Origin of the sequence: Ruegeria aquimaris (genome assembly GCF_025751555.1) — a bacterium.
Taxonomy (GTDB): Bacteria; Pseudomonadota; Alphaproteobacteria; order Rhodobacterales; family Rhodobacteraceae; genus Ruegeria_B; species Ruegeria_B aquimaris.
The window spans coordinates 361,995-377,034 of record NZ_JAOWLB010000001.1; the positions used below are offsets into that span (position 1 = coordinate 361,995).

The following is a 15,040-nucleotide window of genomic DNA, read 5'->3' on the forward strand; positions in this document are numbered from 1 at the left end:
AGCCAGACATGTATCGCTACTCCGAGTTCGACACCGCCTTTCTTGCCGCACGCAATGCCCAGTTCCGCGCCCAGGTCGAGCGCCGCATAGACGGTTCGCTGACCGAGGACGAGTTCAAGCCGCTGCGCCTGATGAACGGGCTTTATCTGCAACTGCACGCCTATATGCTGCGGGTGGCGATCCCCTATGGCACGCTGAACAGCGCCCAGATGCGCAAACTGGCCTATCTGGCCGAGACCTGGGACAAGGGATACGGCCATTTCACCACCCGCCAGAACATCCAGTACAACTGGCCCAAGCTGAGCGACGTGCCCGACATGCTGGACGCGCTGGCCGAGGTGGGGCTGCATGCGATCCAGACCAGCGGCAATACCATCCGCAACGTGACCGCCGACCATTTCGCCGGTGCCGCCGCCGACGAGGTGGCCGACCCCCGCCCCTATGCCGAGCTGCTGCGCCAGTGGTCGACCGACCATCCCGAATTCCAGTTCATGCCGCGCAAGTTCAAGATCGCCATCACCGGGTCCGCCAATGACCGCGCGGTGATCAAGGCGCATGACATCGGCCTGCAACTGGTGACGCGCGACGGCGTGCTGGGCGCCCGCGTCATCGTCGGTGGCGGCCTGGGCCGCACGCCGATGATCGGACAGGAACTGAGCCCCTTTGTCGCCTTTGACGACCTGCTCGCCTATCTCGAAGCAACGGTCTCGGTCTGGAACCAGATCGGGCGGCGCGACAACAAGTACAAGGCGCGCATCAAGATCACCGTTTTCGAACACGGCATCGACGCGATCCGGGCCAAGGTGAACGAGAGGTTCATCCAGGTGCGCGGCCAGTTCAAGGGTGCCGACATGGCCCTGCTGGATGAGATCAAGGCGCATTTCGCGCCGCCGGAATTTGTACAAAACGGTCAATCCGGGTTCGAAGAGGCGTACAAAACGGACAATATCTTCCGCTCCTGGGTCGATACCAACATCGCCGCGCACAAGCGGGACGATCATGCCATCGTCACCATCTCGCTCAAGGCGCATGGCGCCACGCCGGGCGACGCCACGGCGGAGCAGATGCGGGTGATGGCGGATCTGGCCGAGCGCTATGCCTATGACGAGCTGCGCATCAGCCACGAGCAGAACGTGATCCTGCCGCATGTGCCGCGCGCGCATCTGCACGCGATCTTCAAGACACTTCAGGAAAACGGTCTAAGTACAGCAAATATCGGCCTTATCAGCGATATCATCGCCTGCCCGGGCATGGATTACTGCGCCCTGGCCACCGCCCGCTCGATCCCCGTGGCGCAGGAGATTGCGACCCGGTTCGAAGAGCTGAAGCTGGAGCACGAGATCGGCGCGCTGAAGATCAAGATCTCGGGCTGCATCAACGCCTGCGGCCACCACCATGTGGGCCATATCGGCATCCTGGGCCTGGACCGTGCCGGCGTCGAGAACTACCAGATCACGCTCGGCGGCGACGCCACCGAAACCGCCGCCATCGGCGAGCGGACCGGCCCCGGCTTTGCCTATGACCAGATCGTTCCCGCCATCGAGCGGATCGTGGAAACCTATCTGGATCAAAGGCTTGACCGCGAGGAGAGCTTTATCGACACCTATCGCCGGGTTGGCATGGCGCCGTTCAAGGCGGCGCTCTATCCCGAGGCCCGCGCCGATGCCGCTTGACGAGATCCAGACCGAACTAGGCCGCGACCGGAGCGTTCTGACGCAGAAGGTCGCGGCGCTCAACGCCCGCTACAAGCATCACAGCGCCACCGATGTCATGCACGGGGCGCTGCGCGAGGCAGGCAATATCGCGCTGGTGTCGAGCTTTGGCGCGGAATCGGTGGTGCTGTTGCACATGGCGGCGGTGATCGACCGGCAGGTGCCGGTTCTGTTCATCGACACCCAGATGCTGTTTGCGGAAACCCTTGTTTATCAACAGGAAGTCAGCGAACGGCTGGGGCTGCGCAATGTCCATGTAATCCGCGCCGATGCCGATGACGTGGCCCGCGACGACCCCTATGGCGCGCTGCGCCTGCGCGACACCGATGCCTGCTGCACCCTGCGCAAGACGATCCCGCTGCAACGGGCGCTGACGGGCTATGACGGCTGGATCACCGGGCGCAAGCGGTTCCAGGCCGGCACCCGCGCTGCACTCGACTTCTTCGAGGTCGAGGACGGCACCGGCCGGATCAAGGTCAACCCGCTGGCCCATTGGGCCCCCGAGGACGTGCGCGCCTATATGGAGGAAAACCGCCTGCCCCGGCATCCGCTGGTGGCACAGGGATATCCTTCGATCGGCTGCGCGCCTTGCACCTCGCCGGTGGCGCCCGGAGAAGACCCGCGCGCCGGACGCTGGCGCAACCAGACCAAGGAAGAATGCGGCATCCATTTCATCGACGGAAAAATGGTCCGCAGCGGAGAAAAGACATGACTGTACTCGTGACCGACCAGGGCTTTCAGCCCGACGACTGGACCGACGGTTTCACCGCCCTGGGCGATGTAGCCAATGATGTGGTGGCGCTGGACGTGCCCGCCGATGCCGACCCCGACACGCTGGCCGCGCGGCTGGCACGGGTGCGCATGGTGCGGGTGGACTTCCCCTCTTTCGCCGACGGGCGCGGCTTTACCATCGCGCGCACCCTGCGCCTGCACGGCTACACCGGGCGACTGCGGGCCAAGGGCCATGTGCTGGCCGATCAATATGCCATGGCGCGGCGTGCCGGTTTCGACGAGGTCGAGATCGACGCGGCCCTTGCCGCGCGCCAGCCCGAGGAACAGTGGCAGGCCCGCGCCGACTGGCAGGCGCATGACTATCAGGCCCGGCTGCGCGGCTGAACACTTAATATCATTCGTATACTAACAAAAAGGGGAGACAATCCCCTTTTCATGATGTATGTCAAAGACGAGAGAGAGGCGCCGGACTACCGCACCGGTGACGTAACAATGACCGAGATGAGACCCGTGACCGAAGCCGCCGCCATCAAGGCCCCCACGCTGCCCGACGCCCAGACCGTGACGCAAGTGAAACACTGGACCGACCGGCTGTTCTCGTTCCGTGTCACGCGCCCCGCCAGCCTGCGCTTCCGCTCGGGCGAGTTCGTGATGATCGGGCTGTTGGGGGACAATGGCAAACCGCTTCTGCGCGCCTATTCCATCGCCTCGCCCGCCTGGGACGAAGAACTGGAATTCTACTCGATCAAGGTGCAGGACGGGCCGCTGACCTCGAAGCTTCAGCATATCCAGCCCGGCGACCAGATCATCCTGCGGCCAAAGCCGGTTGGTACGCTGGTGCATGACGCGCTGCTGCCCGGCAAGCGCATCTGGTTCTTTGCCACCGGCACCGGCTTTGCCCCCTTTGCCTCGCTGCTGCGCGAGCCGCAGACCTACGAGGATTACGACGAGGTCATCATCACCCATACCTGCCGCGAGGTGGCGGAACTGGAGTATGGCCGCCAGCTGATCGAAGAAGTCCGCCGGGACGAGCTCCTGGCCGAGCTGATGGGCGAGGGCTTTGCCGACAAGATCCGCTATTACCCCACCACCACCCGCGAAGAGAGCCCGCGCATGGGCCGCATCACCGAGCTGCTGAAAGACGGCACCGTATTCGCCGATCTGGGGATCGAGGGTGGGATCAAGCCGGAAACCGACCGGGCGATGGTCTGCGGCAGCCTGGCCTTCAACCACGACATCAAGGCGATCCTCGAAGAGTTCGGCCTGACCGAAGGCGCCAATTCCGACCCGCGCGAGTTCGTGATCGAAAAAGCCTTTGTCGGGTGACCCCGGGGGCCGGGCCACGGGCCCGGTTCCGTTGGATGGTTTGATTTACCGGATTCCCGGGTGGAAGCCGCTTGAAAGACTGTGCAGGCCAGTCTATTTTCCAGCCTCGAATTTCTGCTAACAACAAAGGAATGTTCCCATAGCCCGCAGACCGCATAATGCGCCGCCGCAACGCGACACCGGCCCGCGCATCAACGACAAGATCCGCGCCCCCGAAATTCGTCTGATCGGCGCGGATGGAGAAAATGTGGGGGTGGTACACCCCGCCAAAGCCATGACCATGGCCGAAGAAGCCGGTCTCGACCTTGTCGAGATCTCGCCGAACGCGACGCCGCCGGTCTGCAAGATCATGGACTACGGCAAATACAAGTACGAACAGCAGAAACGCGAAAGCGAAGCCCGCAAGAAGCAGAAGATCATCGAGGTGAAGGAGATCAAGTTCCGTCCCGGCACCGATTCGCATGATTACGACGTGAAGATGAAAAGCGTCGCCAAATTCTTGGAAAACGGTGACAAGGTGAAGATCACATTGCGGTTCCGTGGCCGTGAGATGGCCCACCAGAACCTTGGCCGGGACTTGCTGGAACGGGTAGCCGAGGACATCAAGGAACTGGGCAAGATCGAAAACATGCCCAAGATGGAAGGCCGCCAGATGGTCATGATGATCGGCCCGCTGCCGAACAAGTGATCCGTCTTGACTGAACATGTCGAAACCCTGCCCGACGGGCAGGGTTCAAACTGCTTACAAAGCCCTCGCGTTGTGCGGGGGCTTTTGATTCAATGGGGTCTGTTGAGAAAGCCTTCGCCACAGCAAACCGCGCTTGAGATGGCGACGCTGGAGCGGTTGGCGCCCAGCGATCATCTTTTGCGCAAGGTCGACGCCCCGACCTTCGGCCTGAACCGCAGGCGCCGGTTTGACGGGTCGGATGCGGCACAGCGCATCTTCGATCACATCGTGGAACAGGCCATGTCAAAAGGCCTTGTTGGCGCTGAGGTGCCCTACAACGACAGCACGCATCTCAAGGCCAATGCCAACAAGGGGCGCTTTGACAAGGCGATGGTCGCCAAATCTCGCGCGGCCCATGGCAAAAAGCCTCTCAAGCCAAGGGATCGCCAGCCGCCGATCAATGACGCGCATTCAGGACTAGATCATCAAACCGAAGCCAGGGCTGCTGGAGTTTGCCAAGCAGCTCTTCGGCCACCGCCACGCCCGCGTCCGGTCCCGCGCCGAGGTCGGGAGCCAAGCCCTCCTCGCCGCCGCTGCCCGGAACATCAAAGAATTGCGATGGCTGTATGGATTGCCCCGCATCGGGCGGCCTGAGCCATCTCACACCCTCTTTCCTCAAGACAAAACCCCGCCAAAACGACGGGGTTTGTCAGGGCGCTGAACCCTGCCCGACGGGCCTTCCCATCTTGCCGGAAAAGGCTGGATCAGCAGTTGCCGCTGGCGCAGAGCTGATCCTTGACCATCGGGCCGACCTTGCCAAAATCCATCTGGCCGGTATAGCGCGACTTCAACTCGCCCATCACCTTGCCCATGTCGCGGATCGACCCGGCACCGGTGGCGGTGATTGCCTCGCGCACCGCTTTTTCAACTTCGTCCTCGTCCAACTGCTTGGGCAGGAACTCCTCGATCACCGAGATTTCCTCGCGCTCGCGCTCGGCCAGGTCGAGCCGCCCGCCTTCCTCATAGGCGCGGGCGCTTTCCTGACGCTGTTTGGTCATCTTGCCAAGGATCGCCAGCACTTCGGCATCGCCGCAACAGGCCCCGTCCTCGCCGCCGGCACCGCGCACGGCGATATCGCGGTCCTTGATCGCCGCATTGATCAGGCGCAGCGTCGACAGGCGGGCGGCTTCCTTGTCCTTCATCGCCTGTTTCAACGCGGCATTCACCCGGGTGCGCATGTCCATATGCTGTTCCCATCCCCATGAGATTGCTCAAGTTCCGCAACATAACGAAAGAAAATGCCCGGCACAACGGGGGGGGGCACGTGTTAAGTTATTGAAAAATAACAGTAGCCTAAAAATTGATCGGGCTTGACCCTGCCCCGCAACCCCCTTAGGTATGCGACCGTTTACCCAGACAGGAGAGTCGCGTCATGGCCCAGAACGCCACGTCCAAGCCCACCGCATGCCTGGCACTCGCCGATGGGACGATATTCTACGGCACAGGCTTTGGCGCCACCGGCCAGACCGTGGCGGAACTGTGTTTCAACACCGCGATGACCGGATATCAGGAGATCATGACAGACCCCTCCTATGCGGGCCAGATCGTGACCTTCACCTTCCCCCATATCGGCAATGTCGGCGTGACGCCGGAAGATGACGAGACCGCCGATCCGGTGGCCGCGGGCATGGTCGTCAAATGGGATCCGACGCAACCATCGAACTGGCGCGCGACCGAAGAGCTGAAGGGCTGGCTGGCCAAGCGGGGCCGTATCGCCATCGGGGGTATCGACACCCGCCGCCTGACCCGCGCGATCCGCCAGCAGGGCGCGCCACATGTGGCGCTGGCCCATGACCCCGAGGGCAACTTCGATATTGGGGCCCTGGTCGCCGCCGCGCGGGCCTGGCCCGGCCTCGAAGGCATGGACCTGGCCAAGGACGTGACCTGTGCCCAAAGCTATCGCTGGGACGAGATGCGCTGGGCCTGGCCCCAGGGTTACACCCGGCAAGAGACCCCGAAACACAAGGTGGTCGCACTCGATTTCGGCGCCAAGCGCAACATCCTGCGCTGCCTGGCCTCGACCGGTTGCGACGTTACCGTTCTGCCTGCCACCGCCACCGCCGCCGAGGTGCTGGCCCATGCCCCCGACGGGGTGTTCCTGTCCAACGGTCCGGGCGATCCGGCGGCAACCGGCACCTATGCGGTGCCGATGATCCGCGAGATCCTGGATACCACGGACCTGCCGGTGTTCGGCATTTGCCTGGGGCACCAGATGCTGGCCCTGGCGCTGGGCGGACGCACGGTGAAGATGAACCACGGCCATCACGGCGCCAACCACCCGGTCAAGGATCTGGAAACCGGCAAGGTCGAGATCACCTCGATGAACCACGGCTTTGCCGTGGATGCCCAAACCCTGCCCAAGGGCGTGGTTGAAACCCACCGCTCGCTTTTCGACGGGTCGAACTGCGGTATCCGGATGACCGACAGGCCTGTATTTTCTGTGCAATATCACCCCGAGGCGAGCCCTGGGCCACAAGACAGTTTCTATCTGTTCGAGCGGTTTTCCGAGGCGATGGACACGCGCAAGGCAACCGTCTGATCACTAATACGGCGGTTCGCGCCGTTTTGACTGATCTTAACGGTCTATTAACCTGAAACACGCAACCCTGACATTCGCATTGGATGTCGGGGTTTTGCATTATGAGCGAGCTTCAATTCAGGCTGAGTGCTCCGGTCGAGGCGTGGCCCGTCTACGCCGGGCATCTGCCGCTGGGCCGCTACCTGGTGCGCAGCGGCGTCATCACGCAGGAACAGCTGCTCGCGGCGCTGCAATTGCAGCTGCGCCTGAACGCCCCGATCGGCGAGATTCTTGTGGCCGAAGGCTGGGCCGAACCGACCGATATCCTGCGTGCCTTGGCCCTGCAAAACGGGGTGCAATGGGCGGATCTCGCACTGGAACCGCCGCGTGCCGATCTGTGCGGGTTGAAGCCCCACACGTTCTGGCTCCGGCATGGTGTGATCCCCTGGATGCGTCTGGGTCCGATGGTCATCGTTGCAACATCGCGCCCCGACCGGTTCGACGAGGTGCGCGCCGACATGGCCGGAACCGGCGTTCTCTTGATGCCGGCGCTGGCCAGCCGTGACCAGATCGACGCGGCGCTGGCACGATGTTACTCGGCGACCCTGGCAAGGCTGGCTGAATCCCGGGTCGATGGGCTCTACAGCTGCCGCGATTGGCAGATTGCGGCCCGACTGCCCGCGCTCCTGGCCCTTGCCTTGCTGGTGGCGACCTTCTGTCTGGCGCCCCTGCATGGATTTGCGGTTCTCTTTCTGGCGGCGGTTCTGTCCCTGCTTCTGTTCACCGGACTGAAGGCGGCGGCGCTGGTCGCGCATTTGTTGAACCAGGCCCATCTGACCGCGCCCACCCAGCCCGAGAGTGGGACCCGGGTGCAAGGGGTGCGACTGCCCAAGATCTCGGTGCTTGTGCCGCTCTACAAGGAACGCGAGATCGCTGGCGCCCTGGTCGCACGGTTGAGCCGACTGACCTATCCCAAGGCGCTGCTGGATGTGATCCTGGTGCTGGAAGAGAAGGACCAGCTAACGCGCGAAACACTGGCAAACTGCGTTCTGCCGCACTGGATGCGGGTGATCGAGGTGCCGGGTCATTCCGGCCTGACCACCAAGCCGCGTGCGATGAACTACGCGCTGGATTTCTGCCGGGGAGAGATCATCGGCGTCTGGGATGCCGAGGACGCGCCCGTCGCTGACCAGTTGGAACATGTCGCCGAACGCTTTGCCCGCGCCCCCCGCGACGTGGTCTGCCTGCAAGGGATACTGGACTATTACAACCCGCGCAGCAGCTGGCGCGCGCGCTGTTTCACCATCGAATATGCCAGCTGGTTCCGCATCATCCTGCCTGGAATCGCCCGGCTTGGGCTGGTGGTACCGCTGGGCGGCACCACTCTTTTCTTCCGGCGCGCGGCGCTTGAACAATTGGGTGGCTGGGACGCGCATAACGTGACCGAGGATGCCGATCTGGGCGTGCGGCTCTGCCGCGCCGGGTACCGGACCGAGCTGATCGACACGGTCACCTATGAAGAGGCAAATTTCCGGTCCTGGCCCTGGGTCAAACAGCGCTCGCGCTGGCTCAAGGGGTTCATGGTAACCTATCTTGTGCATATGCGGTCGCCCCGACGACTGTGGGCCGATCTGGGCCCGGCACGTTTCCTGGGGGTACAGGCGTTCTTTCTGGGCACCCTGGCGCAATTCCTGCTGGCGCCGGTGCTGTGGTCGTTCTGGCTGTTGCTTCTGGGCCTGCCGCACCCGCTGACGGCGGTGCTGACACCCGCGACCCTCACCGCCTGCACCTCCGTGTTCCTGGCGACCGAGATGCTGGCCCTCGTTGCCGGTCTGATCGCCGTCTCCGGACGGGAAAGGCGGTTTCTGCTGCCCTGGGTGATCAGCATGCCGCTTTACTTCCCGCTCGGCGTGGTCGCGGCCTACAAGGCGCTGTACGAAATGATCGTGAAACCGTTCTTCTGGGACAAGACGCAGCATGGTCAGGCGGACGAAGAGGCCTCTGGCTGACATGGGCGCGGTATCGCGACCAAGTCGCGACAAGGTTTTGAAAAAACCTTGTGGACAGGATTTCCGCGAAATCCTGTTCAGCACCCAGCCTCAACGTCGTTCGCGGCGATCGGCGTCCAGCTTGAGCCGCGTCATGAAGGCGATCGAGATGTGATCCTTGAGCGCCTCCGCCGCGCCTTCTTCGTTACGGGCGGCGATCGCCTCGACAATACCCTTGTGTTCGCCCTGGGCGATCTGGCCCCGCCCCTCGGCGGCCAGCGAGGTCGTCGCCATCAGGGCCATGGTCCGATGAACAAGGTCAAGCTGCTGCACCAGGTACCGGTTATGCGAGGCGAGGTGGATCTGTTCGTGAAACCGGCGGTTGGCCCGGCTCAGCGCCTGCGGGTCGCCCACCAGCTTGTCGTCGGCTTCGACCATGTCGCGCAATACCGCGATCTCTTCGGCGGTGGCGTGGCGCGCCGCCAGCCGCGCCGCCAGCCCCTCCAACTCGCGCCGCACCTGATAGAGCTCGGCCATCTGATTGTGATCCAGCGAGGCGACGATCATCGACCGCCCGTCGCGTTCCAGCAGCGACTGGGTCTCGAGCCGTTGCAGCGCCTCGCGGATGGGCGTGCGCGACACGCCGAACCGCTCGGCCAACTCGCTCTCCACCAGCCGGTCGCCGGGTTTGTATATGCCGCTGTCGATGGCTTCGAGGATCAGGTGATAGGCGTCTTTCTGCGCCGGGCGGCCCTGGGTCATTGCTGTTTTCTTCTCCCTGTTCGGACTTGTGTATCCGCGGGGACCCGCCCGGATCAACCCTGCCATTGCGCAAGCGCGCTATCTGCCCTAGATCCGGGTTATGGTGCGCGAAGCCTTCTCTCATGTGACAACCTGGGTGTTCGATCTGGACAACACCCTTTATCCGCCCGCGATGCGGCTCTTCGACCAGATCGAAGTGCGGATGACCGCCTATGTGATGGAGGCGCTCGGCGTCACCCGGGCCGAGGCCGACCGCCTGCGCGCACACTACTGGAGGCAATACGGCACCACGCTGGCCGGGCTGATGCGCGAACACGGGCTAGACCCCGATCCCTATCTGGTGGCGGTGCATGAGGTGGACATGAGCCACATGACCCCGGACGCGGCCCTGGCCAGCCATATCCGCGCCCTGCCCGGGCGCCGTATCGTCTATACCAACGGCTCGGCGCCTTATGCCGAGAGGGTGCTGGCCGCGCGCGGGTTGAGCGGGTTATTCGATGCCATCTATGGTGTGGAACACGCGGGCTACCGGCCCAAGCCCGAGCGCGCTGCATTCGAAGAGGTGTTCACCCGCGACGGGGTGATCCCCGAGCGTGCCGCCATGTTCGAGGACGACCCCCGCAACCTGACCGCCCCGCACCAGATGGGGATGCGCACGGTACATGTGGCCCCCGATCCGCACCCGGCCGAGCATATCCACCACCATACCGACGATCTGACCGCGTTTCTGTCCCGGCTGACCTGAGGGCATTCAGTGCCCGTCGCCCAGCACGGGCCGGAAGCCGCCGCTCTCGGGGTCGCGCCGCATCTCGTAATAGAACCAGCGCCTGTGTGCGGGCGCCTTTTCCTTGCGAAAGGCGATCACCGCGTCGCGCCCGTCGGTGCGCAGGTTGATGGCGCCATAAACGCCCACGTTGCGGCGGAACATCTCGTCCAGCAGCTTGCGCTTGGCCGCCCGCATCTCTTTCAGCGCCGCCGCATCCGCCGCCGCGCCCTTGGCCAGCTCGGTCTCGATCCGCCCGTTCAGCCGGTCGAGCGCCGGGCGCAGGTCGTCCCGCTCGCGCTCCCGGGTGGAGCGCAGGAGTTCGGTGGACAGGATCAACGGCCGCGCCCCGGCGCCCGTCTTGCCCAACAGACCCAACAGGTCGGGGCGCGGATGAACGTGCCCCTCTTCATCGCCCGAGGACACCACATAGGCGGCCGGATGGGCGGCCTGCAAAAACTCCTCGGTCACGTCCGATGACCCGTGATGGCAGGTTTTCATCAGATCGTCTCCAAACCGCTCGGCAGCAGCGGCGATGATCTCGGGTCGGGCGATGGCCGCAAGCTCGGCCTCTGTCGCTGCCAACGGCGTCGAGACCGGCACCCCACCATAGTGCTGCATCAGAAAGCACTCGGCCGAGGTGTTGAGATCGCCTCCGAACAACACGCGGAACCCGTTGAAATCCAGCCGCAAAAGGACCGAATGGCCGTTCTTGGTTTTGCCGTCATCCATTGACCGCGAGGTGGGTTTGTCACCAAAGGCGCGCAGGCGCGGCTGGCCTGTTGCATCGGGCTCGACGACCGGACCCAGTGCCTCGATGGTTATCAGCCCGCCATCACCCGGGGCAAAGCCCGGCAGCCAGGCACGCCCATCCTCCTGCACCGCTTGGGCGGTGGTGAGCGCGGTGACGGGGCCGATCCGGTCCGCCTCCAGCGCGGTCTGCATCAGTTTGGGATAGAGCTTGCGCCCGCGCCGGGCCGGATCGGAGAGCAGCGTCCGCATCTGTGCGTCGGTCTCAACGATATCGGTCAGGTATCCGCCCTGTTCCGGCCCCAGCAGATCGTCTCCCACCCGTTCGACCAACCCGCTGTGATAGACATGCTCGATCCGCAGGCGGCGGTTCTCGAAGATCGGCTGAAAGCCGCGATAATGATCGGCATCGGGGTGTGTCACGATGGCGGCATGAATCTGGCCCGAATTGTCGAAATCGCGGAATCGCCAGTTCAGAAACCCGTTGGTGTTACGCCCGATCCCGGCGTCGATCACCATCACGCGCGGCGGGTGATGATGGCCCGGTTCGGTCAGGATACAGGCATCGCCCTGGCCGATATCAAGAAAGATCAGCTCCAGCACACGCTCGTCCTGCAACTCGGCGCGTTTCATCAGATAGGGTTTCTTGCCGTAACGGACATGGGTCCAGGTGGCATCGACCGGGTCGCGCATGTCGATCCAGTCGCCCCAAAGCACCTGTTTGACCTTGCGGCGGCTAGTTTTGCCGTTCTTTTCAACATCGCGGTAAAGGTAGCTGACCGGACCGCGCGCATATTTCAGCGTCATGGGAAATCTCCGTCTTTAATACAATTCCCGGATGATAGCACAAAAGCGGATTCGCCGCGCCCCCTGGTTCCAGATACGCCATCAGCGGCACCGCGCCGCAGGGGCTGCGGCATCGCGTTGCACTGCGGCAAAAGGTGACCTTTGGACTCAGATTTCGACACCTATCTGCCCTTTGACAGATATCGCAAAGGACCTGACATGAGCGCCATCGATCTGCCCCGCAACCTGCCCCTGGGCCAGCGTGTGCTGTTTGCCATCCCCCTGCTGGGCCGCATCGCCAAGGAAGTGACCTATGGCGACAGCGACAACATCTACTACTCCATTGCCGCCGGGCTCAGCCTGTGGGGTATCGCGATTCTGCTGTTTGGTATTCCGGGCCTTTACATCCCCGCGCTGGCAATGGTGCCGGTGATCTGGACGCTCTTGATCCTGATCAGCCGCGGCTGAGCCCACGGACAGGATGTCGCTTGGCAACCTGCCGCGATCCGGCATAGGGTGCCGCGCAACAGACGGAGCCTGCCCATGCACGAGAGCTGCGACATCCTGATTTCCGGCGGCGGCATCGCCGGGCTGACCGCTGCGGCGGCTTTTGGCAGCGCCGGGTTCCGGGTGATCTGCGTCGATCCGGCCCCGCCGGTGACCGAGCGCGACGTGGACGGATCGGACCTGCGCACCACCGCCTTTCTGCAACCGGCGCAGGTGCTGCTGGACAATTGCGGCCTCTGGGCCCGGCTGGCCGATCATGCCGCCCCCTTGCAGATCATGCGCATCGTCGATGCGGGCGGCGAGGTGCCCGAACCCCGCGTGGTGCGCGATTTCAATGCCGCCGACCTGAGCGACAAGCCCTTTGGCTGGAACCTGCCCAACTGGCTGCTGCGGCGCGAGATGGTGGCGCGGCTGGCCGAACTGCCCAATGTGGATTTCCGCCCTGGCACCGCCACCACCAGCCTTTTCACCCGCACCGCCGAGGCACGGGTAGGACTGAGCGACGGATCCCGTGTGACCTGCAAGCTGGTGCTGGCCGCCGACGGGCGCAACTCGCCCATGCGCGAGGCGGCGGGAATAGGGGTCAAAACCACCCGCTATGGGCAAAAGGCGCTGGCCTTTGCCGTCACCCACCCGATTGCGCATCAGAATGTCTCGACCGAGATCCACCGGTCCGGCGGGCCCTTCACGCTGGTACCCTTGCCCGACTGGCAGGGGCAGCCCTCGTCCGCCGTGGTGTGGATGGAACGCGGGCCAAAGGCGCTGGAACTGCTGGAGATGGCGCCCGAAACGTTTGAGGCGGCAATGACGGAACGGTCCTGCGGCCTCTTCGGGCCACTGAAACTGGCCTCGCGACGTACTATCTGGCCGATCATCAGCCAGCGGGCCGAGCGCCTGGCGGGTGAGCGCATCGCGCTGATGGCCGAGGCCGCGCATGTGGTGCCGCCGATCGGCGCCCAAGGGTTGAACATGTCGCTGGGTGACCTGCGCACATTGCTGGAACTGGCGCAGGCCCGACCCGAGGACTTGGGCGATGCGCAGATGCTGGCCGCCTATCACAAGGCGCGTCATGCCGAGATCGAGCTGCGCGTGAAGGGGATAGACCTGCTCAATCGCGCTTCGATGGTCGAGGTGCGCCCCTTGCGGGACGCGCGCGCGATGGGGCTGAACGCGCTCTACTCGCTGGCACCAGTACGCCGGACCCTGATGCAGATGGGTCTGGGCGTGAGGTGAGCCCCGGGGCGCTGCCCCGGACCCCAGAGTATTTCCGACCAGAAAGAAACCAGGCTCAGAGCACCTGGTCGAGTACGCGTTTCAGCCGGGCAATGGTGCCCTCGACATCGTAAAGCTTGTCGAGACCAAAAAGACCCAGCCGGAAGGTGCGGAAATCGGCCGGTTCGTCGCATTGCAACGGTACCCCGGCGGCGATCTGCATGCCCAAGGCTGCGAATTTCTTGCCGTTCTGGATATCGGGGTCGCTGGTATAGCTCACCACCACGCCCGGTGCGCCAAAGCCTTCGGCGGCGACCGAAACGATGCCCTTGGCCTTGAGCAGCGCGCGCACCCCGTTGCCCAGCGCCCACTGCGCCTCGCGCAGTTTGTCGAAGCCATAGTCGCGGGTCTCGGCCATGGTATCGCGGAAGGCGCGCAGCGCGTCGGTGGGCATGGTGGCGTGATAGGCGTGGCCGCCACCTTCATAGGCCTTCATGATGTCGCGCCATTTCTTCAGGTCGATGGCGAAACTGTCCGACTGCGTCTCGGCCAGCCGCGCCTCGCCCCGCTCGGACAGCATCACCAATCCGGCGCAGGGCGAAGCGCTCCAGCCCTTTTGCGGGGCCGAGATCAGCACGTCGACACCGGTCGCCTTCATGTCGACCCAGACGCAGCCCGAGGCGATACAATCGAGCACCATCAGCGCGCCCACCTCATGCGCGGCGGTCGCCATGGCGGTGATGTAGTCATCGGGCAGGATCACCCCGGCGGCGGTTTCCACATGCGGGGCAAAGACCACATCGGGTTTCTGCTCGCGGATGGCCGCCACCACATCCTCGATCGGGGCGGGTGCGAACGGCGCGGTGCTTTCATTACCGCTGCGGCGGGCCTTCATCACCGTTGTCTCGGCGGTCAATCCGCCGGTTTCGATGATCTGGCTCCAGCGATAGGAGAACCAGCCGTTGCGCACCACCAGCACGCGGGCACCGCGCGCGAACTGGCGCGCGACCGCCTCCATCGCATAGGTACCACCACCCGGGATGATGGCGACGCCATCGGCATTGTAGACCCCGCGCAACATCTCCGAGATGTCACGCATCACCTGCTGAAAACTGGCCGACATATGGTTGAGCGAGCGGTCGGTAAAAACGACCGAGAACTCTTCGAGCCCGTCGGGATCGACGGTATCAAGCAGGGCGGGCATGGGCATATCCTTCTGAGGTTTGCCCAAAGACTACCCGCCCCGGCCCCAAGGTA

14 protein-coding genes and 1 pseudogene are annotated in these 15,040 nt (G+C 63.9%); 11 read left to right on the forward strand and 4 right to left on the reverse strand.

Going from position 1 to position 15,040, the window contains the following annotated elements:
* The first annotated feature begins 8 nt into the window (after window positions 1–8).
* The 6 genes and pseudogenes from OE747_RS01830 to OE747_RS01855 form a co-directional block, all read left to right on the forward strand.
* On the forward strand, window positions 9–1,673 hold the full coding sequence (locus OE747_RS01830; protein WP_263826899.1) for a nitrite/sulfite reductase: 1,665 nt from the start codon (window positions 9–11) through the stop codon (window positions 1,671–1,673).
* Window positions 1,663–2,424 carry a phosphoadenylyl-sulfate reductase gene (locus tag OE747_RS01835; RefSeq protein ID WP_263826900.1) on the forward strand — a complete coding sequence of 254 codons (762 nt, stop codon included), beginning with the start codon at window positions 1,663–1,665 and terminating at the stop codon, window positions 2,422–2,424. Before OE747_RS01830 ends, OE747_RS01835 begins: the two co-directional genes overlap by 11 nt.
* Window positions 2,421–2,828, forward strand: a complete 408-nt coding sequence (locus OE747_RS01840) for a DUF934 domain-containing protein (RefSeq protein WP_263826901.1) — start codon at window positions 2,421–2,423, stop codon at window positions 2,826–2,828. Before OE747_RS01835 ends, OE747_RS01840 begins: the two co-directional genes overlap by 4 nt.
* A gap of 108 nt (window positions 2,829–2,936) precedes the next feature.
* Window positions 2,937–3,770, forward strand: coding sequence for a ferredoxin--NADP reductase (locus OE747_RS01845; protein ID WP_263827087.1), 834 nt, complete (start codon window positions 2,937–2,939; stop codon window positions 3,768–3,770).
* 226 nt (window positions 3,771–3,996) lie between these two features.
* Window positions 3,997–4,458 (forward strand): translation initiation factor IF-3, encoded by a 462-nt coding sequence (gene infC / locus OE747_RS01850; RefSeq protein WP_263827088.1) that lies wholly within the window; start codon window positions 3,997–3,999, stop codon window positions 4,456–4,458.
* A 99-nt stretch (window positions 4,459–4,557) separates the two neighbouring features.
* Window positions 4,558–4,893 (forward strand): annotated as a pseudogene (locus OE747_RS01855) (hypothetical protein); the annotation flags it as partial.
* 308 nt (window positions 4,894–5,201) lie between these two features.
* Here the strand turns inward: OE747_RS01855 and OE747_RS01860 are convergent.
* Window positions 5,202–5,681, reverse strand: coding sequence for a GatB/YqeY domain-containing protein (locus tag OE747_RS01860; RefSeq protein ID WP_263826902.1), 480 nt, complete (start codon window positions 5,679–5,681; stop codon window positions 5,202–5,204).
* Between the two features lie 188 nt (window positions 5,682–5,869).
* On the opposite strand from OE747_RS01860, the gene carA reads away from it, so the two are divergent.
* Together carA and OE747_RS01870 are read left to right on the forward strand one after the other, a co-directional pair.
* Window positions 5,870–7,036 carry a glutamine-hydrolyzing carbamoyl-phosphate synthase small subunit gene (gene carA, locus OE747_RS01865; RefSeq protein ID WP_263826903.1) on the forward strand — a complete coding sequence of 389 codons (1,167 nt, stop codon included), beginning with the start codon at window positions 5,870–5,872 and terminating at the stop codon, window positions 7,034–7,036.
* A 101-nt stretch (window positions 7,037–7,137) separates the two neighbouring features.
* Window positions 7,138–9,024, forward strand: a complete 1,887-nt coding sequence (locus tag OE747_RS01870; RefSeq protein ID WP_263826904.1) for a glycosyltransferase family 2 protein — start codon at window positions 7,138–7,140, stop codon at window positions 9,022–9,024.
* Window positions 9,025–9,114: 90 nt separating this feature from the next.
* On the opposite strand, the gene OE747_RS01875 is transcribed toward OE747_RS01870, so the two are convergent.
* Window positions 9,115–9,765, reverse strand: a complete 651-nt coding sequence (locus OE747_RS01875; protein WP_263826905.1) for a GntR family transcriptional regulator — start codon at window positions 9,763–9,765, stop codon at window positions 9,115–9,117.
* A gap of 100 nt (window positions 9,766–9,865) precedes the next feature.
* On the opposite strand from OE747_RS01875, the gene OE747_RS01880 reads away from it, so the two are divergent.
* Complete coding sequence (locus tag OE747_RS01880; protein ID WP_263826906.1) at window positions 9,866–10,510, forward strand: pyrimidine 5'-nucleotidase; 645 nt, start codon at window positions 9,866–9,868, stop codon at window positions 10,508–10,510.
* Window positions 10,511–10,516: 6 nt separating this feature from the next.
* Here the strand turns inward: OE747_RS01880 and OE747_RS01885 are convergent, their stop codons facing one another.
* Window positions 10,517–12,085 carry a ComEC/Rec2 family competence protein gene (locus OE747_RS01885; protein WP_263826907.1) on the reverse strand — a complete coding sequence of 523 codons (1,569 nt, stop codon included), beginning with the start codon at window positions 12,083–12,085 and terminating at the stop codon, window positions 10,517–10,519.
* Between the two features lie 198 nt (window positions 12,086–12,283).
* On the opposite strand from OE747_RS01885, the gene OE747_RS01890 reads away from it, so the two are divergent.
* Both OE747_RS01890 and OE747_RS01895 read left to right on the forward strand, forming a co-directional pair.
* A complete protein-coding gene (locus OE747_RS01890; protein ID WP_263826908.1) occupies window positions 12,284–12,532 on the forward strand; it encodes a hypothetical protein in 249 nt (82 codons plus the stop codon).
* Between the two features lie 75 nt (window positions 12,533–12,607).
* A complete protein-coding gene (locus tag OE747_RS01895; RefSeq protein ID WP_263826909.1) occupies window positions 12,608–13,804 on the forward strand; it encodes a UbiH/UbiF family hydroxylase in 1,197 nt (398 codons plus the stop codon).
* 55 nt (window positions 13,805–13,859) lie between these two features.
* On the opposite strand, the gene OE747_RS01900 is transcribed toward OE747_RS01895, so the two are convergent.
* Window positions 13,860–14,987 carry an aminotransferase class V-fold PLP-dependent enzyme gene (locus tag OE747_RS01900; protein ID WP_263826910.1) on the reverse strand — a complete coding sequence of 376 codons (1,128 nt, stop codon included), beginning with the start codon at window positions 14,985–14,987 and terminating at the stop codon, window positions 13,860–13,862.
* Window positions 14,988–15,040 lie beyond the last annotated feature (53 nt).